Origin of the sequence: Bacillus xiapuensis, from assembly GCF_002797355.1 — a bacterium.
Taxonomy (GTDB): Bacteria; Bacillota; Bacilli; order Bacillales; family Domibacillaceae; genus Bacillus_CE; species Bacillus_CE xiapuensis.
Genome location: NZ_KZ454939.1, coordinates 1,386,319 through 1,411,324, shown reverse-complemented (window position 1 = coordinate 1,411,324; position 25,006 = coordinate 1,386,319). Strand labels below are relative to the sequence as shown.

General features: G+C 43.3%; 23 protein-coding genes, 1 pseudogene and 2 riboswitches. Of the genes and pseudogenes, 10 read left to right on the top strand and 14 right to left on the bottom strand.

The annotated features are described in order from the left end of the window. Nucleotides 1-11: 11 nt before the first annotated feature. Nucleotides 12-356 (bottom strand): Na-translocating system protein MpsC family protein, encoded by a 345-nt coding sequence (locus CEF20_RS06965; protein ID WP_100331120.1) that lies wholly within the window; start codon nucleotides 354-356, stop codon nucleotides 12-14. A gap of 300 nt (nucleotides 357-656) precedes the next feature. On the opposite strand from CEF20_RS06965, the gene fdhF reads away from it, so the two are divergent. The 3 genes from fdhF to CEF20_RS06950 are packed head-to-tail and all read left to right on the top strand — an operon-like array spanning nucleotide 657 to nucleotide 5,202. Continuing rightward, entirely contained in the window at nucleotides 657-3,641 is a 2,985-nt protein-coding gene (fdhF, locus tag CEF20_RS06960; protein WP_100331119.1) for a formate dehydrogenase subunit alpha, read from the top strand. Nucleotides 3,642-3,658: 17 nt separating this feature from the next. Beyond that, on the top strand, nucleotides 3,659-4,138 hold the full coding sequence (locus CEF20_RS06955; protein WP_100331118.1) for a helical membrane plugin domain-containing protein: 480 nt from the start codon (nucleotides 3,659-3,661) through the stop codon (nucleotides 4,136-4,138). 14 nt (nucleotides 4,139-4,152) lie between these two features. Beyond that, nucleotides 4,153-5,202: a P-loop NTPase gene (locus tag CEF20_RS06950; RefSeq protein WP_100331117.1), complete on the top strand. Its 1,050-nt coding sequence runs from the start codon at nucleotides 4,153-4,155 to the stop codon at nucleotides 5,200-5,202. Nucleotides 5,203-5,233: 31 nt separating this feature from the next. Here CEF20_RS06950 and CEF20_RS06945 read toward each other — a convergent pair whose 3' ends face one another. From CEF20_RS06945 to gltS, 7 genes and pseudogenes are all read right to left on the bottom strand, one after another. Continuing rightward, complete coding sequence (locus CEF20_RS06945; RefSeq protein ID WP_100332033.1) at nucleotides 5,234-5,533, bottom strand: hypothetical protein; 300 nt, start codon at nucleotides 5,531-5,533, stop codon at nucleotides 5,234-5,236. Between the two features lie 119 nt (nucleotides 5,534-5,652). Continuing rightward, nucleotides 5,653-5,874, bottom strand: a complete 222-nt coding sequence (locus CEF20_RS06940; RefSeq protein WP_232713392.1) for a hypothetical protein — start codon at nucleotides 5,872-5,874, stop codon at nucleotides 5,653-5,655. Between the two features lie 442 nt (nucleotides 5,875-6,316). After that, nucleotides 6,317-7,072, bottom strand: a complete 756-nt coding sequence (locus CEF20_RS06935) for an exodeoxyribonuclease III (protein ID WP_100331116.1) — start codon at nucleotides 7,070-7,072, stop codon at nucleotides 6,317-6,319. Nucleotides 7,073-7,159: 87 nt separating this feature from the next. Continuing rightward, on the bottom strand, nucleotides 7,160-7,726 hold the full coding sequence (thiT, locus tag CEF20_RS06930; RefSeq protein WP_100331115.1) for an energy-coupled thiamine transporter ThiT: 567 nt from the start codon (nucleotides 7,724-7,726) through the stop codon (nucleotides 7,160-7,162). 72 nt (nucleotides 7,727-7,798) lie between these two features. Then, nucleotides 7,799-7,898, bottom strand: a riboswitch (TPP riboswitch). Between the two features lie 66 nt (nucleotides 7,899-7,964). Continuing rightward, the gene (locus tag CEF20_RS06925) at nucleotides 7,965-8,933 is read right to left on the bottom strand and encodes a tyrosine-type recombinase/integrase (protein WP_100331114.1); all 969 of its coding nucleotides are present in this window, start codon (nucleotides 8,931-8,933) and stop codon (nucleotides 7,965-7,967) included. Nucleotides 8,934-9,630: 697 nt separating this feature from the next. Further along, nucleotides 9,631-9,738: pseudogene (locus tag CEF20_RS06920) on the bottom strand (helix-turn-helix domain-containing protein); the annotation flags it as partial. 264 nt (nucleotides 9,739-10,002) lie between these two features. Beyond that, complete coding sequence (gltS, locus tag CEF20_RS06915) at nucleotides 10,003-11,193, bottom strand: sodium/glutamate symporter (protein ID WP_100331113.1); 1,191 nt, start codon at nucleotides 11,191-11,193, stop codon at nucleotides 10,003-10,005. Between the two features lie 137 nt (nucleotides 11,194-11,330). On the opposite strand from gltS, the gene CEF20_RS06910 reads away from it, so the two are divergent. Continuing rightward, nucleotides 11,331-12,254 (top strand): LysR family transcriptional regulator, encoded by a 924-nt coding sequence (locus CEF20_RS06910; protein ID WP_100331112.1) that lies wholly within the window; start codon nucleotides 11,331-11,333, stop codon nucleotides 12,252-12,254. 116 nt (nucleotides 12,255-12,370) lie between these two features. After that, nucleotides 12,371-12,895, top strand: a complete 525-nt coding sequence (locus CEF20_RS06905; RefSeq protein ID WP_232713391.1) for a L,D-transpeptidase family protein — start codon at nucleotides 12,371-12,373, stop codon at nucleotides 12,893-12,895. 76 nt (nucleotides 12,896-12,971) lie between these two features. Here the strand turns inward: CEF20_RS06905 and CEF20_RS06900 are convergent, their stop codons facing one another. The 4 genes from CEF20_RS06900 to CEF20_RS17295 all read right to left on the bottom strand — a co-directional run bounded on the left by CEF20_RS06900 (nucleotide 12,972) and on the right by CEF20_RS17295 (nucleotide 17,376). Next, complete coding sequence (locus CEF20_RS06900) at nucleotides 12,972-14,063, bottom strand: branched-chain amino acid aminotransferase (protein ID WP_100331111.1); 1,092 nt, start codon at nucleotides 14,061-14,063, stop codon at nucleotides 12,972-12,974. A gap of 282 nt (nucleotides 14,064-14,345) precedes the next feature. Beyond that, nucleotides 14,346-16,139: a PAS domain S-box protein gene (locus CEF20_RS06895; protein ID WP_100331110.1), complete on the bottom strand. Its 1,794-nt coding sequence runs from the start codon at nucleotides 16,137-16,139 to the stop codon at nucleotides 14,346-14,348. A 112-nt stretch (nucleotides 16,140-16,251) separates the two neighbouring features. Then, nucleotides 16,252-17,166, bottom strand: a complete 915-nt coding sequence (locus CEF20_RS06890; RefSeq protein WP_100331109.1) for an NAD(P)/FAD-dependent oxidoreductase — start codon at nucleotides 17,164-17,166, stop codon at nucleotides 16,252-16,254. 75 nt (nucleotides 17,167-17,241) lie between these two features. Continuing rightward, nucleotides 17,242-17,376: a hypothetical protein gene (locus tag CEF20_RS17295; protein ID WP_269799216.1), complete on the bottom strand. Its 135-nt coding sequence runs from the start codon at nucleotides 17,374-17,376 to the stop codon at nucleotides 17,242-17,244. A gap of 98 nt (nucleotides 17,377-17,474) precedes the next feature. Beyond that, nucleotides 17,475-17,588: riboswitch (TPP riboswitch) on the top strand. 125 nt (nucleotides 17,589-17,713) lie between these two features. On the opposite strand from CEF20_RS17295, the gene thiC reads away from it, so the two are divergent. From thiC to CEF20_RS06870, 4 genes are all read left to right on the top strand, one after another. Further along, entirely contained in the window at nucleotides 17,714-19,462 is a 1,749-nt protein-coding gene (gene thiC / locus CEF20_RS06885; RefSeq protein WP_100331108.1) for a phosphomethylpyrimidine synthase ThiC, read from the top strand. Continuing rightward, nucleotides 19,459-19,653 carry a hypothetical protein gene (locus CEF20_RS06880; RefSeq protein ID WP_100331107.1) on the top strand — a complete coding sequence of 65 codons (195 nt, stop codon included), beginning with the start codon at nucleotides 19,459-19,461 and terminating at the stop codon, nucleotides 19,651-19,653. Before thiC ends, CEF20_RS06880 begins: the two co-directional genes overlap by 4 nt. A 476-nt stretch (nucleotides 19,654-20,129) precedes the next feature. Continuing rightward, nucleotides 20,130-21,245, top strand: coding sequence for a glutamate 5-kinase (gene proB / locus CEF20_RS06875; RefSeq protein WP_100331106.1), 1,116 nt, complete (start codon nucleotides 20,130-20,132; stop codon nucleotides 21,243-21,245). A gap of 19 nt (nucleotides 21,246-21,264) precedes the next feature. Continuing rightward, on the top strand, nucleotides 21,265-22,506 hold the full coding sequence (locus CEF20_RS06870) for a glutamate-5-semialdehyde dehydrogenase (RefSeq protein WP_100331105.1): 1,242 nt from the start codon (nucleotides 21,265-21,267) through the stop codon (nucleotides 22,504-22,506). Between the two features lie 49 nt (nucleotides 22,507-22,555). Here CEF20_RS06870 and CEF20_RS06865 read toward each other — a convergent pair whose 3' ends face one another. Further along, complete coding sequence (locus CEF20_RS06865) at nucleotides 22,556-22,885, bottom strand: hypothetical protein (protein ID WP_100331104.1); 330 nt, start codon at nucleotides 22,883-22,885, stop codon at nucleotides 22,556-22,558. A gap of 249 nt (nucleotides 22,886-23,134) precedes the next feature. Beyond that, nucleotides 23,135-23,662, bottom strand: a complete 528-nt coding sequence (locus CEF20_RS06860) for a hypothetical protein (protein ID WP_100331103.1) — start codon at nucleotides 23,660-23,662, stop codon at nucleotides 23,135-23,137. Between the two features lie 187 nt (nucleotides 23,663-23,849). On the opposite strand from CEF20_RS06860, the gene yfkAB reads away from it, so the two are divergent. After that, a complete protein-coding gene (gene yfkAB, locus CEF20_RS06855) occupies nucleotides 23,850-24,953 on the top strand; it encodes a radical SAM/CxCxxxxC motif protein YfkAB (protein WP_100331102.1) in 1,104 nt (367 codons plus the stop codon). Nucleotides 24,954-25,006 lie beyond the last annotated feature (53 nt).

Below are 25,006 nucleotides of genomic sequence, written 5' to 3'. Positions count from 1 at the left end.
TTCCAGCCCACCTAATTTACATTTTTATCAAAAATAAAAACGGAAACAGCCATGTCTTCCTCGATTTTGATATCTGAAAATAAATACAAAAGCTTGGCTTCCATTAGCTCTTCCATTCCTTCAGGCGTCGCTTTTGAATAAACGTCCTGAATCATTTTCGTTCTTGCTGCATGAACCATCGAAATCCCTTCCGGCGTCTTCGCAATGAATTTCTCCGTCGGCGTTAAATTCCCATAAAGTGTAGATATCGCCATTTTATCAACAAAAATGGTATGAATGCGTTCCGGACCTTTTCCGAATAAATCCTTGCGAAGCTTTCTGATAATGTCATTGAACTCATGCACTTTTTTAGACATAACAGGCATTCTCCTATCCTTACTAGAATGTAAAGTATCGTTAAAGCGATTACACCCTTGCAACCTGTTTATGATAAATCAACTTTGAAAAAAATAAAAGAAGAAGTTTATGATAATTATTCTCAAAGAAGAAGTTTTTTTGTTTATGTTGTTTATTTGTGAAGAAAGAGCTATAATAAGCGATGGCAAAGATGGAATCTGAATATTAACCATTGTTCAGGCTCTATTAAAAATATAAACTGGATTGGTCTTTTAGCAAGGTCTGCTAAAAAACTTATCCACCATGAATTCTTTTTTGGCATGTCATTGACATGCAGATTCGTGGTGGACTTTTTTGTGTTTAAAAGGAGGTTATTGGACTTGATCGATATTAAAATTAATGGAAAAGAATACTCGGCTAAACCGGGTTCCACCATTCTAGAGGTTATTAACCAAAATGAAATCCCTCATCCGCAAGTTTGTTATGTTCCGGAAGTGGATCCTATTCAAACTTGCGATACGTGCATAGTTGAAGTGAACGGTGAACTGGTCCGTTCTTGCTCAACGAAGGTAGAAAGCGGCATGAATATTCAATTAGCTTCTTCTAAAGCAAAAGAAGCGCAAACAGAAGCAATGGACCGCTTACTAGAGAACCATATGCTTTACTGTACCGTGTGCGACAATAATAACGGCAACTGTACGCTGCACAACACAGTCCAAATGATGGAAGTAGAGCATCAGAAATACCCTTACAAGCCGAAAGTGGATCCAACAGAAGTTGATATGTCCCATCCATTCTACCGCTACGACCCAAATCAATGTATTGCTTGTGGCCAATGTGTAGAGGTTTGTCAAAATCTTCAAGTAAATGAAACACTGTCCATCGATTGGGAAGCCGAACGTCCAAGAGTCATTTGGGATGAAGGCGTTGCGATCAATGATTCATCCTGTGTGAGCTGCGGCCAGTGTGTGACCGTTTGCCCTTGTAACGCACTTATGGAAAAATCGATGTTAGGTGAAGCTGGATTTATGACTGGAATAAAGCAAGATACGCTTGATCCGATGATCGGTTTAATCAAAGAAGTTGAACCGGGATACAGCGGCATTTTTGCAGTGTCTGAGGTTGAAGCAGCCATGCGTGACAAACGGACGAAAAAGACAAAAACCGTTTGTACTTTCTGCGGTGTTGGCTGCTCCTTCGAAGTGTGGACAAAAGACCGCAAAATTCTTAAAGTCCAGCCATCCGAAGGTCCGGTTAATGCCATTTCTACTTGTGTGAAGGGTAAATTCGGCTGGGATTTCGTCAACTCCAAAGAGCGTCTAACGAAACCGCTTATTCGGAAGAACGGCGCATTTGTTGAATCCAGCTGGGAGGAAGCACTAGACGTAATCGCTGACCGACTAGGCGCTATTCACAAAGAATATGGTCCGGGATCAACAGGCTTCATTTCTTCTTCTAAAATCACGAACGAAGAAAACTATTTAATTCAAAAAATGGCCAGACAGTTATTTGAAACAAACAATGTCGATAACTGTTCGCGCTACTGCCAATCTCCTGCAACGGATGGCTTGTTCCGCACAGTTGGTATGGGCGGAGATGCTGGTACCATTAAAGATATTGCTAAAGCGGGTCTGGTTATTATCGTCGGCGCCAACCCTACAGAGGGTCACCCTGTTCTAGCGACTCGCGTGAAGCGCGCTCACAAATTACATGGCCAAAAACTGATTGTAGCGGACGTGCGCAAACATGAAATGGCTGAGCGATCCGATATCTTTATGAGACCAAAACAAGGTACGGACCAAGTGTGGCTCATGGCCGTAACGAAATATATGATCGACCAAGGCTGGCACGATGAACAATTTATCAAGGAAAATGTGAACTTCTTTGAAGAATTCAAGGAAGTACTGAATCAGTACACATTAGAATATGCAGAGGAAACAACTGGCATTTCTAAAGAGACATTGATCCAAGTCGCCGAAATGATCCGTGATGCTGATGGCACTTGCATTCTTTGGGGTATGGGTGTCACTCAAAACACCGGCGGTTCTGATACATCAGCAGCGATTTCCAACCTGCTTCTAGCAACAGGAAACTACCGTCGACCAGGTGCTGGCGCTTACCCTCTTCGCGGTCATAACAACGTTCAAGGCGCATGTGACATGGGAACTTTACCGAACTTGCTTCCTGGTTATCAAAGTGTGACAGATGATGAAGCGCGGGCGAAATTTGAAAAAGCATACGACGTGAAAATCAATCCGGAACCAGGCCTTAACAATATTCAAATGCTTGACGCTATTGAAAAAGGCGAAATGAAAGCTATGTATCTTGTAGGAGAAGACATGGCTTTAGTGGACTGTAATGCAAACCATGTGCATGAAGTATTATCAAAGCTTGATTTCTTTGTCGTTCAAGATGTCTTCCTTTCCAGAACGGCTCAATATGCAGATGTCGTTTTACCAGCTGCTCCTTCTCTTGAAAAAGAAGGAACATTTACAAATACAGAGCGTCGCGTTCAGCGCCTATATCAAGTATTACCTCCTCTGGGAGAATCTAAACCTGATTGGTTTATTCTTCAAGAAGTCGCGAACCGTTTAGGAGCCAATTGGAATTACAGCCATCCGAGCGAAATCTTTGCAGAAATGGCTAGCCTCTCCCCTATTTTCGGAGAAGCAAACTATGATGTGCTTGAAGGCTGGAATAGCTTCTGCTGGGGCAGCCTAGATGGTAAAAATACGCCGCTTTTATATACAGATGGCTTTAACTTCCCGGATAAAAAAGCTCGCTTTGCTTTATATGACTGGGTGGAGCCGGCTGAATTCCCTGCGGAATATGATTGCCATATTAATAATGGCCGGATGCTCGAGCACTTCCATGAAGGAAACATGACAAATAAATCACAAGGAATCCAGTCAAAAGTGCCGGATATTTTTGTAGAGGTTTCACCTGAGCTGGCGAAAGAACGCGGATTGAAAGACGGTTCACTTGTTCGCTTAGTCTCTCCTTACGGTGCAGTGAAACTAAATGTCTTAATCACAGATCGAGTACAGGGTAATGAGCTCTTCTTGCCAATGAACTCGGTAAATAAAGACTCTGCCGTCAACTTCTTAACTGGACCGGCAGCAGATCACCGGACGAATACACCAGCCTATAAACAAACAAAAGTCCGGATGGAAGTATTGAAAGTGGAAGGAAAACATCCATTACCAAAAACAAATCCGCGCAACAAAAAACGCCATCCGCAAAACGGGGTTGAAGTAGAGCGGAAATGGAATCGTCCAGGATATGTTCATTTAACAACTAAGTAATGGAAGGAGTATCATCGATGGCCGCACCAATTACAGCGATTCATAAACATAAGCTGACAGATGATGAAATAAAGGAACAAAAGCTTGAAGATTTAAAAACACTCCTCTCAGAAAATGAAGATGCGTTAAATCAAATCTTCTCTATTGTGGGAGAGTTAAATAGTATAGGAGCGCTTGAAGCAGCCACTAAGCTGCTTCAAGCGAAAGAAGATGTGGCGAATATCGTTCTCCACCAAATTTCCCGTGAACCGGTAACCAATTTAATCAATCATTTAATGGGCGTAGCTGGAGTATTAACAGCGATGGATCCTGAAATGACAAAGAAATTAGTCAACAGTCTAAACTCAGGTATGGAAGAAGCCAATCAGCAAGTCAATAACAATGAAAAAATTAGCATGTTCGATCTGATGAAAATATTGAAGGATCCAGATGTTAACCGTGCTGTGAAATTTGGCGTTCACTTTATGAAGGGTCTAGGCAAGGGACTGAAAGAATAAGGCAGGTAGAAGCAATGTTAACGAAGGATCAAGTTTTGCAAGCTCTTACCGGCGTACATGACCCGGAGCTTCATAAAAGCATCGTAGAATTAAATATGGTTAGAAACATACAAACAGAAGGTCAACATGTTCAGCTTGAAGTAGTTTTAACCATTCAGGGCTGCCCGCTAAAAGCGAAAATTCAGCAAGATATCGAAGAAGCGCTTAAAGCGGCTGGAGCATCCAGTGTATCCGTAACGTTTGGCGCAATGTCTGCTGAAGAACGCCAAGCATTAACGGCATCCCTAAAGAAAGAAGCCGTGACGGAAACGGGCATGCCGAAAATGCTGCGCCCGGATTCTGGCGTGACTTTCATCGCCGTAACAAGCGGCAAAGGCGGCGTAGGAAAATCAACCGTCACGATTAATCTTGCAGCAGCTTTAGCCAGATTAGGCAAACGAGTAGGGATTTTAGATGCGGATATCTACGGCTTCAGCATTCCGGCTATGATGCAAATTGAGCAGAAGCCGACTATGATTGAACAAACAGCCATTCCTGCAGTCAGCAACGGCGTGAAAGTCATGTCCATGGGCTTCTTTACCAATGATAATCAGCCGGTGATGTGGCGCGGTCCGATGCTGAATAAGTGGATCCGCAACTTTTTAGTGAACACGCATTGGGGAGAGCTGGACTACCTTCTTTTAGACCTTCCTCCTGGTACAGGAGATGTCGCCATTGATGTAGCAGCTATGATTCCCCAAGCGAAGGAGATCATTGTGACCACCCCTCACAGCGCTGCTTCCCATGTAGCTTCCAGAGCTGGTGTTATGGCCAAGCATACGAAGCATGAAATACTGGGGGTTGTTGAAAACATGGCGTATTATGAAGATGAAGACGGTCACAAAAAGTACTTATTCGGCAAGGGCGGCGGCGATGCGCTTGCTAAACAGTTGAAAGCCGGCGTCATTGCCCGGATTCCCTTTGCACAACCGGAAGAAAACACAGGGAACTCCGTATATGATGAAGATTCACTGGTCGGTGAATTCTTCAGTAATTTAGCGGCGGACATCATTTATCAGACCTGAGTCAAAGAAAAAGAAACCTGATCTTACTTGATCAGGTTTCTTTTTTACTTTGATGTTCATTTAACACTTGCATAAAATAAAAGCGGTACGTGTTAGTTAAGAAAGTTTCCAAAGGCAGCTGTACCTCTAGCTGGTATTTGCTAAAGATGAACGGAAAGCGCTCCATTCCCTTTTCGCAAAGCAGTTTTTCTATTTCTGCACCATGTTTCATTGCCAGCTGATCAATCAGCCGCTCCACAACCGGCCAGCAAGCTTCCCTTAAATGTTCTAATGCTTCTTGATCTCCTTGCTGCTGAAAAGCTGCAATCCATTGCTTAATTGTTTCTTCCATATAATCACCCATATTTATTATAGCTCATGCTTTCTTCTATGATAATAGGAATATCAAGCTCAAGACATTAAAAAACCTGAATCGGCACCGATTCAGGTTTTTTGCTAAAGCGTTTCTTATTATTTGCTTTCTTCCGTATCATCCGCATTGTCATCAGCGGTATCATCTTCTGTTGCATCGTCTTCTGTACCTTCATCCGTGCTTGTATCTTCTGTTTCTTCAGTATTTGTTTCTTCTGTGTTCGTGTCGTCATTATTGTCGTCGTTGTTACACCCTGTGGCAACACCTAAGATCATAAGTGCAGCCATCATTAACATAAGCCATTGCTTTAAACTTTTCACTTTCCATTCCTCCTTTAAAGTGACAATCAAATTACATATTTATCATACTAGATTTGCAGGGAAATAGAAGTGTTTATTCCTTATTTTTACACAGCATTAACAATTACTTATAATTTTTAATTTTCTGTTTACTGAGGAGTAATAATTCTAATATTATTGACGTTCTATCCCTTCTGTTTGAAGGGATAGATAAAGGAAAAATACATACGATATAATAAGTGATCGTAAAGTTTGAAGAGCAGCATCACACTCGCTTGACCGCGGAAAAATATTGTTAGAACAGAAAAGAATAGCCCGTTTGCGGGAAAACGGGCTAACACCGTAGATTAGCGCCCCTCCTGCCGCAATAGCAGGAGGGAAAAGCCGTTCGGTGCTTATCATACGCTAAAGGAGTATCTGCTATTCCCCCCTGCTTTGCCAAAGGAGCCCACGCTTCTGTATATCATGCTCTAAGCTCTAATAAGACTGGGCAGTGGTCGCTGCCGAGAATGTGAGAATGAATGGCCGCATCTTTAAGCATGGGGACGAGTCCTTCCGAAACAATAAAGTAATCAATGCGCCAGCCAATATTTCTTTCTCTCACTTTATTCATATACGACCACCAAGAATAAGCATCGTCCCGATCTGGATAAAAGTGACGGAAAGTATCGACAAACCCTTCCTCGAGTAATTGACTCATCTTCTGCCGTTCTTCATCCGTAAAGCCGGAGTTTCCTCGGTTGGATCGATCATTTTTTAAATCAATGGCCTGATGGGCAACATTTAAATCCCCGCAGAGGATGACAGGCTTTTTTTCATTTAAATATTTCAAGTAATTCCGCATGCGATCTTCCCAATTCAATCGTTCGGCCAGCCTTGAAAGATCCCGCTTAGCATTCGGTGTGTATACATTGACGACAAAAAAATTGGCAAACTCCAGTGTAATAATTCGCCCTTCTTTTTCATCTTCCTGTTCGCCTATCCCGTATGAAACCGACAAAGGCGGAATTTTCGTAAACACCGCCGTTCCCGAATATCCTTTTTTCTCCGCATAATTCCAAAATTGATCATACCCCTTCAAATTCAGTTCAATCTGTCCCTCCTGCAACTTCGTTTCCTGCACACAAAAGAGATCAGCATCGACTGCATGAAAATAATCTAAAAACCCTTTCCGAACACAAGCACGCAAACCATTGACATTCCAAGATACTAATTTCATCATGTTTCCCCTTTTCCTTATTTCATTATTTTTGAATAAAAAAAGCACAGACAGCCAAAACGGGTCTGTGCTTTCTAATCGTTTTCTTTAAACGCTTGCTGAGCGATTGACTGATTGAATATGATGCTTAAAGAAGCTTGGCGAGGCATTCAGTAAAAAGACTAAGGCTACGGCCGTAACAAGCATTTCCGGAATTAAATAAGAAGCATTGTAAGCAAGTGAATATAAGGCGACCGGCCAGTCTTCCGGAGCTGCTTCACCGAACCACACAATGCCCGATATAAAATGGCAAAGCAATCGAAGAAGCGTGCCGAGAAGCAATCCGCCAATGATCTTGCCTGCACTTAAGGCCTCTTTTGACGAAACTATCCCGGCAAAGCCCAGTACGGCAAATGCCAGCGGATAATCGAGCACGAGCTGAATCGGATGAACGATATATCCTCCAAACATCAATCCAAGGCATCCAACGATTAAACCCGTAGTAACGCCCGCTTTCCAGCCGCGGCGAAAAGCCATCAAAAAAACGGGAACCATGACAAGGGAAATGGAGCCGCCAAAGGCCCACAAGGCTTCAAACTTCACATAGCTTAAAATGTGCGCCAAACCTGCCATGACCGCTATTTCGATCATCGTTACCAATCTAGTTCTATCCATAAAAAAATCCCCTTTCTTTATCCAAGGGGGGTGTATCGTACAACAGGCTGAAACCGTATAAACGATTTCCTATTCGTACTGATCGCACTTCCCTACGCTGGTATAAACCAGATCAGGTTCCAAGAGTTGAGGTCATCCCTCTCTCAGTCTATCGACACCCCTAGTGGATTTATACTAGTATACTATCATATTTTCCTTTATTGAAAAAGGGGATTTCCTGAATATGCGCCATCTTCATTTATTCATATAAATAGGAAGCAACATCAATATCCATCGCTCGCTCTTTTTGTTTATCAGATACATGAGTATACTTCTGAGTGGTATTTAAATTGGTATGCCCTAAAAGCTCTTGGACAGTGCGGATATCCTTGCCTTCCCGGACTAAATGGGTTGCGAAGGAATGGCGCAGCTTATGGCTGGAGACCTTTTTGCCGTGCCAGCCAGCAAGGTCCGGTTGCTCGCTTAAGCTCTGCTGGATTCTTTCGGTGATTTCTTGAATTCTTCTGCGGGAAATCCTCTTGCCTCTTCGTGAAATGAAAACAGCGTCTTCATGTCCCTTCATCGGGTATATCCTTTCTTTCTCTATGTAACTGGTTAATTCTTGAAATAATAGCTTAGAAAGAGGAAGAAAGCGCATTTTGTTTCCTTTTCCCCGCACTGTGATGGCGTGCTGCTCATAATGAATCGCCGATAAATTAAGGTGATGTATTTCCGTTACACGCAAGCCAGCAAATGCCATTAGCCCCATCATCACTTTATTGCGTTTAATATATAGCTTCTGCGACACACTCTCTATTTGCCGGAAAAATAATTTTAACTCCTCTTTTTCCAGATACACCGGCAGCCTTCCTTTTGTTTCTTTAGCTGCCTCCAGATCGGAAGCAGGATTGTGGCTAACCAGCTCATAGTCCATCAAACATTTAAAAAATGAACGAAGAGCAGTCAGCCGGCGGTTACGAGTGGCGGCCGAGTTTCCGCGCTTTGCTTTCAATTCATTCAAAAATAGCGTTAAATGAATCTTCTTCGTCCCCTCCAACTCTACCTTCCCTTGTTTTTTTCGCGTCAAGAAATCAAGAAATAAAAGAATATCCCTTTTATAATTGTCGATGGTAAAAACAGAATACTCTTTATTATCCATATGTGTTTCAAAAATTAACAGCTCTTCCTCATACCATTGCAGGAGTCTGTCATATGTATGCATGCTCATCTTCCTTCCATCTGCTGTCTATGCCGCATTTCTTTCCTTTCAAGTGAGGAAACAGGGATCAAAAGTCTAAGCAGGAGATTACGGCACCTAAACACCTGACCTGCCTTTGTTCTTCTTTTCAACACAGCGGCCAATGAGACGCCCTGCTGTTTGAAGTTTCACTTTATCTTATTATACTATATAACCGCGCATAAGTGTTCTTATGCGCGGTTATGCAGCCAGAACAATTTACATAGAATGAAATAAAGAAAGCTAGATCATTTACCAGCTCCCTCGATTGTTATTTTTTTGAATTTTTCTAAGGAAGGTGCAAAAATGGAGCACGCACTGATGATGGCTTTAAGAGGTCCCGCCGACTAAATGATATAAAACCGATGATAAGATATTTTTTAGAAGAAAAATATCTGGAAACCTATCAATGGAATCATGCTGTCCGACGTGGACCGTCTGATTCATCATGCCTCGTCATAAACTATGTTGGTGAAAGTCATCGCTTGACGAATCTCAGTTATGAACAAAATAACTGGAAATATTCATCGATGACTAACTATGTGGAAAACTTTGCATTTCTATGCACTTTTTTCTGGAAAAACACCTTGTCTATAGGGTGCGATAGCTCAATGGATGTTAGATGGGAATATTTTCTTGTCATGCTAACATCTTTGTGAATTAATAATGTAATTACTCAGTTAGATTATCAGTTGGCTATAGCATCTTGTTGCATCTTGCGGTACAGGGCCATTCTAGAAATATCTAATTTCTCTGCGGCATCTGTACGACTCATCCCTTGATTAATATTGAAAATTTATATTTTTTCAAAAAATATATTTGCGAATTGAAAATATAATGGAGGTGTGATAAATGTCAATTTTCGATCATTTAAAAGTGAGTATGATAAACGCATCAACGAAGAATATGGAGAAACATCTCCTGAGAACTAAAAGGAACAGTGAGGCTGGGACAAAAGGTCTTCAGCTAATAAAAAAGCCGAACTATTATTTAAAACTCTAATTTAGAGTTTCGTAATAGTTCGGCTTTAATGAGAGTAAATTCAATTATGTCCTGGCCTCTACTTCACTAGCTCAATGCTGGTTAATATAATAGGCATCGAAACGATATCGATTAGGAAAGATCCGGCAATGGGCACGATCAAGAAAGCATTTCTTGAGGGGCCAAATTTTGAAGTGATAGCGGACATATTCGCCATCGCATTTGGTGTTGCCCCAAGACCATGTCCAATAAATCCGCTGACCATAACGGCCGCATCGTAATTCTTCCCGAGCACGCGGAATAGAATAAAGATACTGAAAATCGTGATGAAAATGACTTGAACGACAATGATTAGCAGCAAAGGCAATGCTAGATCCGCGATTTCCCAAAGCTTGATGCTCATAAGCGCCATGGCTAAAAAGATGTTTAATGACAAATCGCCGATCACATGGACAGTAGGCATATTAATGAAATCGTCATTGAATCGGTCAATAATAAAGCGCACAATAACCGCCACAATCATCGCTCCTACATATCCAGGCAGCGTTAAGTCGGTTGTGCTGGCAAATAATTCACTGGCGTAAGAACCGAGCGCCATACAAAACGTCACTAAGAACAGCTGAGCCATCCAAGTGCGTTCATCGGCTAAGCGTTCAACATGATGTTTTTTCGGCCCTTCCCATTTTTTCACATCGACGGCATCCGACGCTAAATTATACTTCTTCATTAAATATTTAGCGACCGGTCCGCCAACAAGACCTCCAAATACAAGACCAAGCGTGGCGGCAGCAAGTCCAATTGTTGTAGCCGTAGACAGTCCGATTTTTTCTATGGTGCTTCCGTATGCGGCTGCACCGCCATGCCCGCCTTCCATAGAAACCGCACCGCATAAAATACCAATCAGCGGATTAATATCCATGATATTAGCTAATGAAATGCCGATCGCGTTCTGCATGAAAGCGAGGATGGTGCACATCCCCCAATAGACAAGTAACAACTTCCCGCCTATTTTGATCAATGTCGTGCTTGCCCCTAAGCCTACTGTTGTAAAGAAGGCGAGCATAAATAAACTTTGCAATGAGGTATCGATCGTGATTTCTACAATGTTTAGCTTGTTGAGAATGGTTACCATGATCGCGAAGAGCAGCCCGCCTACGACAGGAGCCGGTATGCAAAATTTATCGAAAAAAGCGACTCTTTTGACTATAAAAGAACCAATTAAGAAAATCAGTACTGCCAAAAATAAACTTGTGACTTGATTAAATTCCATAAATAACACCCCTAGCTGTTAGTGTTGCATTCTATCGATTTGACTTATTCCATTATACAAAATATTATATATACATACTAATACTACCTTTCAATACTGATATAGATTTTGTTTATATCTGAATAAAGGAGCATCTTATGGACTTTCGAAAATTATATTATTTTGTCGTCACAGCACAAGAAAAAAACATATCAAAAGCGGCAAAGATTCTGCATATTTCACAGCCCTCTTTGAGTCACTCTATTAAGAAGCTGGAAGAAGAACTGAAATTTTTATTATTTCAGCGAACGTCAAAAGGCATTGAATTAACGGAATCGGGAGAGCGCTTTTACATTCGCGCGCGAGAAATTCTGCAGCATGTTCATAACATCCAAATGGAGATTGAAGAAATTCAGCAAATGGGGGAAGGAAAATTATCAATTGGACTGATCGAATCGGTCCGCAATTGGCTTCCAGCCGTCATCGCTGCTTATACGAAAGAGCATCCGCGGTTAAAGGTTGAATTAATTGAAATGCTGACAATAGAAGGAATCGAACAAGCGTTAAATCGTCTCGATGTTCATTTCGTGATTACCAATCAACGAATTAAATCGGATATCATTTGCTCCAAAGAGCTGTATACGGAACCGCTGGTGCTTGTAATGAACCGTCACCATCGATTAGCCGGTTATGAGCAAATTTGCGTGGACGATTTAGTATCCGAGTCTTTCATCGTCAGCAATCACGGTCTGCAAACCCAGGAGAATATGTTTCAGCTGTTTAAAAAACATAATTTAACGCCAATTATTCAATATGAAATCGAGCGCTTTGAGATGGCTTGCCGTTTAATCGAGCAAAATGTTGGAATCGCCTTGCTTCCTATCAATTCAGTGAAAAGCTACCATAGCACAGAGCTGGTTTATAAACCGATACAAAATGAATCTCTTTATCGGACAATCTATTTAATGACCGTAAAAAACCGTTACCTTCCACCAGTGGTTGAGGAATTCATTCAGCTCCTTTTAAGCAAAGAAAACGACGAGCTTGCTGGTAGCGACTGCTTGGCTGGCACCCTAGTCTGAATGGAATAACAATACGAAGAAGCGGCTTTCCCCGCTTCTTTTGATTTGGTTAAAAGAACAGACAATTCATCATATTCAGGTCAGAAAGGGAATACATACTTAGTAGGAATCTTTTAATGATGGAAGAAAAGCAGGTGATGAACATCTTTCATACAATCAAAGCGGGAGAAACACTCTTTGCTATTTCACAAAATTATCGTGTGCCGCTGACAGCTCTAATAGCCGCCAATCCCCATATTGATCCTACTATTCTCCATATTGGAGAAAAAGTAAGAATCCCTCATCTGCCCTCGCCTGGGACTTTGCCATATAAACTGAAAGTGTCCCTGTCGAAAAGAACCCTTACACTCATAACGAGTAAAGGAAAAACGGTTAAGGTTTACCCTGTTGGCGTAGGAAAAATGCTGAGCAAGACGCCCGTTGGCGATTTCGTCATTATTAATAAAGCTCCCAATCCGGGCGGGCCTTACGGAGCGATGTGGATGGGATTATCTAAGAAGTCGTATGGAATCCATGGAACAAACAACCCTGCCTCCATAGGAAAATACGTTTCCAAAGGCTGTATCCGTATGTATAATAAAGATGTATTAGAGTTATCCCGAATAGTTCCAATTGGAACACGCGTCATGATTCGCCCTTAAGTTGCGAGGAATGAAAACAGCTGGAGGAACATGAATCATTCTCCTCCAGCTGTCACTTTCTTTGAGCAGCTTCTTCTTATTTAGCAGGAACTTCCTGTCCAACTTCCGTGACCCAATTAAATGGGTCCGGTTCTGTGCCATTTTGAATGCCGGTTAATGTATGATATAACCGCTTGGCTACTTCTCCTGTTTGGCCGTTATGAATCAACAGCTGTTCATCGTTCCAGAAAAACTCTCCAATCGGTGAAATAACAGCCGCCGTGCCTGTGCCGAATGCTTCTTCTAGCTGCCCCGCATGATAGGCATCATACACCTCCTGCATCGAGATCTTTCTTTCGGATACCGTTAATCCCCAATGTCTTAGCAATTGAATCACCGAATCCCGGGTAACCCCCTGCAGAATACTTCCATTCAGTTCCGGGGTAATAATTTCTCCATTGATTTTAAAGAAGACGTTCATGCTGCCGACTTCTTCGATATATTTTTTCTCTATACCATCCAGCCACAGCACCTGGGAATACTTCTTTAAACTGGCCGTTTCTTGTGCTTTCAAACTGGCTGCATAGTTGCCCGCTGTTTTGGCTTCCCCCGTTCCGCCCGCTACCGCTCGGACAAATGCGTTCTCAACAAGGATTTTTACGGGCTGAATCCCTTCTTTATAATAAGAACCTACCGGTGATAAAATTATCACAAACTTGTAGCTGCTGGATGGATGTACACCTAAAAATGGTTCTGTCGCAACAATAAATGGCCGAATGTAAAGCGATGTGCCCTCTGCCTTCGGAATCCATTCTTTATCGACCAGTATTAATTGTTTCAACGCTTCCAAGGCAAACTCCTCGTCAATTCTCGGAATGCACAGCCGGTCGTTTGAACGGTTTAACCTTTGCATATTTCGTTCAGGTCTAAATAGCAAAATACGGTTATCGCTCGTTAAATAAGCCTTCATTCCTTCAAACACGGTTTGCCCGTAGTGAAAGATCATCGATGCCGGATCTAAAGTGAGGGGCTGATAAGGAATAATTTTAGGATCATGCCAACCTAATTCATCTGTGTAATCCATCACAAACATGTGATCCGTGAAAATCTTTCCAAACCCTAACTGATCCGTCTGCGGCTTAGGCTTTCTTTCAGTACTAAGGTTTACTTGAATGCGTTGTTCTCTCATTGTATTATCTCCTTGCTGATTATATATTTGGCCAAATTGGCGGCCAATTATTTATATACTTACTATATTACAATTTTTTCGAATCTTTTAACAATAGGAAACGAGAAAAAAATTATTCTTTTTTCTTATCGTCCTAATTATCGCGCATGGCAGCGGATTGTTCATTCTTTAATTTAATTGCTTTATTTTTTATATTTTTATTTGAATTTTGCACATTATGTATTACTAAAAATTAAAAAAATAAATCCTCGCCTGTTGCAGCAAGGAATTTATCGTTGGCTTTCACTTATAGGCCGGCAAACGAATTTCCACTTTGGTCCCTTTCTTTTCTTCGCTTTCGAAAAAGATTTTGCCTTGATGATGTTCAATGATTTTAAAGCTGACCATCAAGCCCAGACCCGTTCCCTTTTCTTTATTGGAATAAAACGGCTCACCCAGCCTCGGAATCCGGTCTTGGGAAATTCCCACTCCTTCATCAATGACCTCCAAGCATACAAATTCATCGTTTGCGCACCTCGTACGAACCAGCAAATTACCGCCTTCGGGCATAGCGTCAATCGCATTCTTAATTAAATTTAACAGCACTTGCTTTATTTGTTTTTCTTCCAACTTCACTGCTGGGAGATGCTTTCTTAGTTCCGTTTTCAGCTCCACATTGTGCAGCAGCGCTTCGGGTTTCATAAACTCAGCAGTCTCTTGGACAATTTTATTGATGTTTTGGATTGCAAATTTGGTCTCTTGATGAGGCTTTGCCAGCATTAAAAACTCTTGCATAATTGATTCGATCCGCTCCAGTTCCGAAAGAATGATCTCACTATATTTATGGTGAGTCTCCTGCCCCCACAGCTGCGTAAATCCTTTAATGGCAGTTAATGGGTTCCTCACCTCATGAGCAATTCCCGCGGCTAATTGCCCTACAGCTCCAAGTTTATCCTTTTTGTTCAGCAGCAGCTCTTTTTCCTTTAGGCTGGATATATCCTGAGTGACCGTCAGCAATCGGTGCGGATTCTTTTCATCAACGATCGGCGCCTTTCTGGACCGCAGCCACTTTACAGAGCCGTCCTTGTGATACACCCGGTATTCGATCTCCGAATCCAAGCTTTGCTTTAGAGCAAATTGTATAAATTTCTTTTTATCATCCGGATGAATGCACTTTAGAAAAATTCTATAATTCTTATAAAATGATTCCTTCGAATGCCCGAGTATTTTTTCGTAAGATGCGCTAATATACACGGCTTGATGAATGGAAAAATCAAAAATGCATAAAATGTCGTTAATATTTTCAGACAGCTCCATAAACTTCTTTTCATTTTCCTTTAACTCCTCTGCTGTCCGATCGAGAAGAAGAGCCGCTTCAATTCTTCCCGTAATATTTCTAGTAACGCCGATAGCGGCTACGAACTGCCCGTTGGTTTCATATACCGGCGTGGCCGAAATTTTTGCATGAATTAAAGAGCCGTCTTTTCTTTGGTGTATCGTTTTGTAGTTGCGAATTTTTTCGCCTGACACCAGCTTTTCTTTTAAAAACCTAAATTCATCCTTTAAGTGGAATGGGATAATGGGGAGAATCTTCCCCTTTAATTCCTTTAGTGCCCAGCCGTAGCTTTTCTCAAAGGCCTCATTTGCTAGAATGATTTTTCCTTCCCGGTTAAAGATATAGACGGGATCGCTCGTTGTAGACATAAAAGCATCAAACCAGCTGTTGCAGAAGGATATTTCATCTCCAATTAAAAAAAAGATCCCGTTTTCAGAATCGTAAGTAATGCTCCATTTGTATAATAATTTGTAACCGTTTTTATGCTTAATCTCGGAGGTAATGACAGCGCTAGTCTGATTGAAAGGCGCCGTATTCAGCACTGCCCGAACCTGCTCTGTGTCCTGCTCATCACAAATGTCCCGAATAAACAACTTCTGCTCTTTTGGATCGTAGCCAGTAACCATTGTAAAAACAGGATTTGCCATCAGTATTAACCCTTCCTTGTTCATCGCAAAGACCAGATCATTGCTGTGAGTCAAAAGCCAATCCAATAAACTGTCCGTTTTAATTGTTAACATTGTTTTATTTTCCACAAACATCCTCTCCCTCCTTATACTATCTCTAATTTTCTGATCTTTTTCAGTAAAAACCTTTCAACAAATGACGAGCTTTTCTGACAATTCTATCTTAAACCAGCAAGAAAGCAGCGGTTTACCGTTGCCAGTTCTCCTCAATAAATTCTTGATTTATAGCAACGGCTACTTCATATCCTTGGCTCGCAGCGCCGATTAAACCGGTAAATTTATTCTTCGCATCCCCGATAACAGCCAATCCCTCAACAGCTGTCTGACCATGCTCCAGCGTTTCATAAGTACCCGCTTTCGTTAAAGGAACTCCTAGCTTGTTCGGAATCATTGATGCTTGCCGTTCCTCTGTGCTCAGGAGAAATCCTCCTTTGCGCGGAATGCATGTCCCGTTTTGAAGCTCTACAGCCTTTAATTGCCCGTCAGATGAATGAAGCTTGGCAACCGGCTCTTCAATTAATGGAAGATGATGCGCTTTAATATCCTGCTTCTCTTTCTGCGAGAGCTTCGAAGGGCCGTCAGTGAAAATTATTAAATCCCGAGACCAATTGTATATTTCCTTAATATAGGACATGAAGCCATCCCCGTTTCCGATAACAGCCAGCGGCTCCCCCCTTCTCTCCCAGCCATCGCAATATGGACAATGGAATACCGTTTTTCCGTAAACCTCATCAATTCCCGGAATGGAGGGAAGATGATCGACCATGCCCGTCGCGAAAATGAGTTTTCTGCTAATCAGCTCGTCTCCGCGCGCTATGACGGTCCGAAATAATTTATGTTCATGATAAACATCTGTCGCTTCATCTTTTAAAATATGTATATTGGGGTAATGGCTTAACTGTTGAAAGGCTGCTTGACGAAATTCTAAAGGGCTCACTCCATCTCTCGTCAAGAAACCATGGGATTGTAAAGTGATTCGATTTCTTGGCGTGCCTTTATCGATAATTGCCACTTGGCGGCGAGCGCGCCCGAGCACAAGAGCAGCGTTTAACCCAGCTGGGCCGCCACCTACTATGACCACATCGACTTTCTTTCTTTCCACTTGTCTCAGTCTCCTTTCATAAATACACGCTGCTTTCGTTAGAACATTTTCCCGTGGTGCTCATATAAACAAACCTTATTTTGTTAAATCCCTGCTGCTTTTAGTGTTGAGTGAACCGCTGCCAAGAACTTTCCCCTCATCCTGTAAGCCAAATTCATGCTCGAGCTGCTTCTTTTCAATCCTCTTTACTATATTATTATTCTTTCTCAACCTTAAATACCCTGCAAGGAATAGTAAGGTTGCAGTCTATGTTCATTTCATTCTTTACAAACGCGGATAGATGATATACATTGTAAGAGAAGTGAATATTTTCAAACTAGGGGTGTCCAGGGTGCTGGGCTGAGAGAGAAACCGTATCTGTTTCTTAACCCTCAGGACCTGATCTGGTTCATACCAGCGTGGGGAAGTTAGCATCTGCTTTTTGGCAGCATTTCGCTGCTTAAAGACTGACAGCTTAACCGGGTCCTGTATCGATACAGGATCCGGTTTTTTTCATGCTGCTGTAGATCGGGTTCCGCACTTTTCTATCAAAAGGAGGAATAGAACGATGGTAAAATGGCAAGAGCAAGAAAAAGACAAGTCTGTAATGGAACATTTTCCTGCTAGTAAAAAAGTATATGTGCAAGGGGAACGATTCGATATTCGTGTTCCTTTCAGAGAAATAAGCTTATCTCCCACAGTAACCGCACGGGGTGAAGAGGAAAATCCGCCCGTGCGCGTGTACGATACGAGCGGCCCCTACACAGATCCGCAAGCAAATATAAATATTAAAGCCGGATTGCCTCCTTTGCGCAAGCAATGGATAATGAACCGCGGAGACAGCGAAGAATACAGCGGCCGGACAACTAAGCCAGAAGATAATGGCTACAAGAAGAAAGACTTGGGCCAAGAGCTGGCTTTTCCCGGATTAAAGCGCAAACCGCTGACAGCGAAGCCCGGCCGAAACGTCACACAAATGCATTATGCCCGCAAAGGGATCATTACAGCCGAGATGGAATTTATCGCGCTTAGAGAAAATGTCGACCCAGAATTTGTCCGCAAAGAAGTAGCGGAAGGGAGAGCGATTATTCCGGCTAATATTAACCACCCGGAGTGTGAGCCGATGATTATCGGCCGTAATTTCCTAGTGAAAATCAACGCCAATATCGGCAATTCCGCAGTCACCTCTTCCATTGATGAAGAGGTGGAAAAGATGACATGGGCCATCCGCTGGGGCGCCGATACGATGATGGATCTCTCAACTGGAAAAAACATTCACCATACAAGAGAATGGATTATCCGCAACTGTCCCGTTCCCGTCGGCACCGTTCCAATTTATCAAGCACTTGAAAAAGTAAACGGTGTAGCAGAAGATTTAAACTGGGAAGTATTCCGGGATACGCTCATTGAACAAGCAGAGCAAGGAGTGGATTATTTCACCATTCACGCCGGCGTGCGCTTGCCTTACATCCCATTGACAGCGAAGAGAACAACAGGCATCGTCTCTCGCGGCGGCTCGATCATGGCTCAGTGGTGCCTTGCTCATCACCAAGAAAACTTCTTGTATACCCATTTTGAAGAGATTTGTGAAATCATGAAAGCTTACGATGTCTCTTTCTCATTAGGTGACGGACTGCGTCCCGGATCCATTGCGGACGCTAATGATGAAGCTCAGTTTGCTGAATTAGAAACTTTGGGCGAATTAACGAAGATTGCGTGGAAGCATGATGTTCAAGTAATGATTGAAGGGCCCGGACATGTGCCGATGCACAAAATTAAAGAAAATATGGACAAGCAATTAGATATTTGCATGGAAGCTCCCTTTTATACATTAGGTCCTTTGACAACGGATATCGCTCCGGGGTATGATCACATCACTTCGGCAATCGGGGCAGCTATGATTGCGTCATATGGAACGGCCATGCTGTGCTATGTGACGCCGAAGGAACATCTCGGCCTTCCGAATAAAGAGGACGTCCGCGAAGGGGTTGTTACTTACAAAATCGCTGCTCATGCAGCGGATCTTGCCAAAGGGCATCCCGGCGCAGACCTCCGCGATCATGCACTATCTAAGGCCCGCTTTGAATTTCGCTGGCGCGACCAGTTCAATCTGTCGCTTGACCCTGAACGAGCGCTGTCCTTTCACGATGAAACCCTTCCCGCTGAAGGAGCCAAAACCGCTCACTTCTGTTCCATGTGCGGCCCGAAATTCTGCAGCATGAAGATTTCCCATAACATTAGGGAGATGGAGGTTGAACAAGGATTGAAAGAAAAAGCCGCTGAGTTTCGACATGCTGGAGCTGAGCTTTATCAATGACAGCCGAAAAAAGAACGACTGTAAGCTCTGCCACTGTATTAAAGCAGGAAATTTATTCGCTCGAAAAACAGCTTTGGCAGCTGAAGCAAGAATTAGCCGCCTTGCAGCAAAGATGTGTTCATGAATTTAAAAAAACAGAGTTTGTCAGCACTTGCATAAAATGCGGATATACGGAAAGTGCTTGGTGGTAAGCTCCTGCCTTTTCACTTATAAACGGTAATCGGGAAGCGAGGCGAACCTTTTTCAGGTTCCCTCCTTTTCATCTTTTTTCAAACGGCCGCTTTCTTTCTATGCTGTCATAATAAGCGGATAGCAAAGCGCTGACCTGCTAATCATTCAAACAAGCAGTCATTTACCTCTTGACAAAATATAAAATTCATAGATAATGGTGAATAATTATTAATATACGAACGATGAAGGGAATAGTAAATAAGTGGAACGCGCCAGAGAATGGAGCTCATCGGCTGAAAAGCTCCTCGCGGAAAGCCTATTGAACCTGCCCTTCGCTGCATCGCTTATGAAAACATAAGCCGTTTCCCTCGTTACGGGTGTAAAGCGGGCGCGTCAAGCGCCAAAAAAGGTGGTACCGCGGAAAAAGCATGCCCTCCGTCCTTTTACAGGATGCAGGGGCGTGCTTTTTTTTAATTTGATAAAAGGATGATTGATTGTGAAAAAATGCCGAGTCGTCGTTAAAATTGGAAGCAGCTCCTTAACGGATGAACAAGGAAACATTGTGGAAAGTAAGATTATGGATCATGTGCAAGCCATCGCAACAATGAAGCAGCGGGGGCATGAGGTTATCGTTGTTTCCTCCGGAGCGATCGCAGCCGGGTTTAAATCACTTGGCTACCGTTCGCGTCCAAAAACAACAGCAGCTAAACAAGCGGCGGCTGCCGTCGGCCAGAGCCTTCTCATTCAAAAGTATATTTCATTATTCGCCCCGTTTCAGCTGGTAGCTGCTCAGATGCTTCTTACGAAAGAAGACTTTTACAGCCGCGGACGCTTTCAAAATTTTTATACAGCCATGCTGGAGCTTCTCCGGGCAGACGCTGTCCCGATCATTAACGAAAACGACTGCATCTCCATTGAGGAACTGACGTACGGGGACAACGATATGCTGTCTGCGCTTGTCAGCGGCTTTGTGCAAGCCGATGCTCTTGTGATCTTGACGGATATCGACGGCCTTTACGACTGCAATCCGAAAACAAACCCGGATGCGAAACGATTTAACTTCATTCCTCAAGTAACTGAGGAGCTGCTTTCCTTTGCTGGAGACAGCGGGACTTCCATTGGCACGGGAGGCATGAAATCCAAACTGATTGCGGCTAACAAAGCTTTATCGCTTGGTGTTCCTGTATTTGTCGGAACGGGCAGCGGCCCTAATAAATTGATGGATGTCCTTGAAGGTAAAGGCAGCGGGACTTATATCGGTTCGCCGTTCCAAACGCATATGCAAATGAAAAAACAGTGGATTGCTCATCACGCTAAAACCGCTGGAAATGTCATAGTCGACCGCGGGGCGCAGCAAGCGCTTCTAAAGAAAGGAAAAAGCCTTCTCCCTGCCGGCGTGACAGCTGTAGAAGGTTTATTTTACGCGATGGATGTGGTCAACGTGATGAATGAGGACAGAGAAGTGATCGGCAAAGGCCAAGTGTTTTACTCCTCTGTCGACCTGGAAAAAATCAAGGGAACAGCCAGCTCCGAAGCTCAAAAGTATTCCATCAATGAGCGCGCTGAAGTCATTCATCGGGATAATTGGGTTGCTACGAATTTAATCAATTAATGAATAGGAGAGAATATCAGTGAGTGAATTGATTGAAAAAGCAAAGCTGCTAAAGCAGTCCTCTTTTCAAATGGCTTTATTGTCTGAAGACGAAAAGAACCGAGGGTTAGAAAGCATAGCCAAAGCGGTGGCGGATCATTCCGATTACATTTTACAAGAAAACGCCAAGGATATGGAGCTTGGCGCAGCCTCCGGTTATTCTCCCGCTCTATTGGATCGCTTGCGGTTAACTGAGGAGCGAATTGCTCAAATGGCTGAAGGGGTTCGCCAGCTGATTGCGCTGAAAGACCCTGTCGGAGAAACGGTGGAAGAATGGACGCTTCAAAACGGGTTAAACATCGAAACGATCCGCGTGCCGCTGGGGGTGATCGGTATGGTTTATGAGGCGCGGCCTAACGTAACAGTTGACGCAGCAGCCCTATGCTTAAAAGCCGGCAACGCCGTGCTTCTGCGCGGAAGCTCATCGGCTGCTCATTCTAACCAAGCGCTGGCCAAAGTAATGAAAGCCGCCCTGCAGTCATCCCCTATCCCTTCCGACGCGCTGCAGCTGTTAACAGATACAAGCAGAGAAACAGCCAGTAAAATGTTTCAGTTAAACGAATATTTAGATGTCCTGATTCCGCGCGGAGGAGCGGGTCTCATTCAAGCCGTCATTCGTCAGGCGACAGTGCCGGTTCTCGAAACCGGCGTGGGGAATTGTCATCTGTTTATTGATGAAAGCGCGGAAAAGGAAATGGCGATTCAAATCGCCGTCAACGCGAAAACACAGCGCCCATCTGTATGTAACGCCGCGGAAACCTTGTTGCTGCATAAAAATTGGCCTCATCAAGCAGCCCTCTTAACCGCCTTACATGAACATCAGGTGGAAATCCGCGGAGATCTCCGGCTATCCGCTGAATACAGCTTTGTGAAAGAAGCAGCAGAGGCAGACTGGTCCACAGAATACTTGGCTCCAGTGATCGCTGTAAAAACAGTCGACAATGTCGCCGCTGCCGTCTCACATATTAATCAATATGGAACGAAGCATTCAGAAGCCATCGTGTCTGAAACGCCGGAGAATGTTGACTGGTTCTTTCGCGCGCTCGATGCGGCCGTGCTTTATCATAACGCCTCCACCCGCTTTACAGATGGAGAGCAGTTTGGCTACGGAGCGGAAATTGGAATCAGCACACAAAAGCTTCATGCCCGCGGACCTATGGGATTGCGCGCCCTTACAACCGTCAAATCATTAGTAAGAGGAAGCGGACAAATCCGAGAATAATATTCTGGCCGGCGAACATCTTCGCCGGCCTTTCTAATAACCGTCTCTCCTAACAAAACGCCTTTTCAATGTAGGAGCTGTTTTTTAATTGAAAGCCCTGTTCCATTAACTGCTCCCAAATACAGCGGTCTAATTGATAAGCATTTTGCGACTGCAGCCGGGCAGCTTGCTCTTTGCTAATCTGCAGCAAAAACAGCCGGCCATCAATAAAAAACGTCATCGAAATCTCTTTCACCGCGTCCATCCAGTTGAATAGCAGCACTGCTTCATGCCCCCAATCATCCAGCTGGCTCTCCACGCAGTGGATAACATGATAAAAGTAACTTTCATTATCCATGACTCGCGCAAGATAGCGTCTTAGCATCCCTGAGGTATTCATCGTTTTTCCTCCAAGAAAAGTGATCATTTATCTTCTGCTATTCCCGTTTTTTCCTGATTTAATCCCGTTTCCGGATAAAAATTTCTTCGTTCACAGCCCCTTTTTTAAGTAAACCATCTTTATCTAAGTGACATTCTCCTAAACTTTACTTTTAAAGCGAATATGGACGAAAGCGGACCTTTAGCAGAATAAAAAAAATCCTGCATATCATACAGGATTGTAATATAAAAAGAGCATGCTTCTCTTGTCTTATTTCAGTTCTTGAATGACTAATTGTTCGCCGTCTTTTTTATAAACGAAGGTGACTTCCGTTCCCTCTTCCATGCTGCCAAATTTCTTTGCTTCCGGTCCTTCCGGATTCATTTGGAACACGCGAGGCTGTCCTTCCACTTCGATTTCCACCGAGTGAGGATCCGCCATGCCGTTGTACTTACCGGTCACTTCCGTACCTTCTTTTGCTGGTTCCTCCACTTTTGGCTGCTCTCCTTCGGCAGGTGCAGCTGGTTTCGTATTTTCACCCGCTGCCGGCTCTTCCGTTTCAGCCGGCTGCTCCGGCTGATCAGCAGTTTCAGCGGCTGGTTCAGGCTTTTCTGTTTCCGGAGCGGCAGTCTCCTTGTTCTCTTCCTGTTCTACTGCTTTATCAGCTGTTTGTTCCGTCTCTTGCTCTTGTTCAGCTGGCTTTTCCTCCGTTTTAGCAGGCTCTTCATCACCTGAGCAGGCAGCCAGCACTCCTCCTGCTAATAATACGGCTCCCATAGTAGCTGTTAATTTTTTCATATGTATCTCTCCTTTCAGCTGCTTTTCCAGCTGCCTACATTGTAACACAGGAGGAATTGTTTTCTATAAAAATACACTTAAAAATTAAAAAATAGGTCTCTAGATTGATAAATTTATTCAATTTCCTTTTTCATTGTTTTATAAAAGAGGTATAATGTTGAAGTGTATATAGAAAAGAGGTTTTACAATGAAACAAACGATTCATCCAACATTTGATCCATGGGAATCTTATTTGGATATAGAGAAAAGCGGAGAACTTCGTTTATCCAATGTTGAATTTACCACTACCACATTATGCAATATGCGCTGTGAGCATTGCGCGGTCGGGTACACTTTACAGACGAAGGACCCAAAAGCCCTGCCGTTTGAGCTTTTAAAGCAGCGCCTTGATGAAGTGCCAGATTTGCGCGCCATCAGCATCACAGGCGGAGAACCGATGCTATCGAAATCATCCGTCCGCCATTATGTATTGCCGCTGCTAAAATACGCGCATGAAAGAGAGATTTATACTCAAATTAATTCAAATCTGACCATCGATTTATCACGCTATGAAGAGATTGCCCCCTACCTTGATGTGTTGCATATATCACATAACTGGGGAACGGTTGCAGACTTTGCGGAGACGGGATTTGCCAACATGGAAAGAAAGCCCACTATGGCGCAGCGGGAAGCGCTTTTTCAGCGCATGATTGACAATAGCCGCGCTTTGTCGGAAATGGGCGTGTTGGTATCTGCTGAAACGATGCTAAATAAAAAAACGCTTCCTTATTTAGAAAAAATACACCAGCAAGTCGTGGAAGAAATGGGCTGCTTCCGCCATGAAATTCATCCAATGTACCCGAGCGACTTTGCAAGCGCTCTTGAGTCGCTATCTTTAGATGAAATCCGAGAGGCCATTCATCATTTACTGGATTTCCGAAATCAAAAGGTCTGGATGCTGTTTGGCACCTTGCCATTCTACGGCTGCAGCCGCAAGGAAGAAGACCTGCAGCTGTTAAACAGATTAGAAGCTGAAAAGAACGTCACGGTCCGGAATGATCCGGATGGCCGCTCTCGTCTCAATGTGAATATTTTCAGCGGAGATATTATCGTAACCGACTTTGCGGATGCGCCTGCCCTCGGCAACATTCAAACGCATACGCTAAAGCAAGCCTACGACCGCTGGCAGCAATCGACGCTTGCTGCCCAATTAAATTGCCATTGTCCGAGCAGACGCTGTCTCGGCCCTAACCTTTTAGTGAAACACGCTTATTATCCGAATGAAAGCTTTTCTTCCCGTGCGGAAGTGTAATGAAAGAAACCGCCTGGCAGCTATGCCAGGCGGTTTCTTTCATTATGCCATAC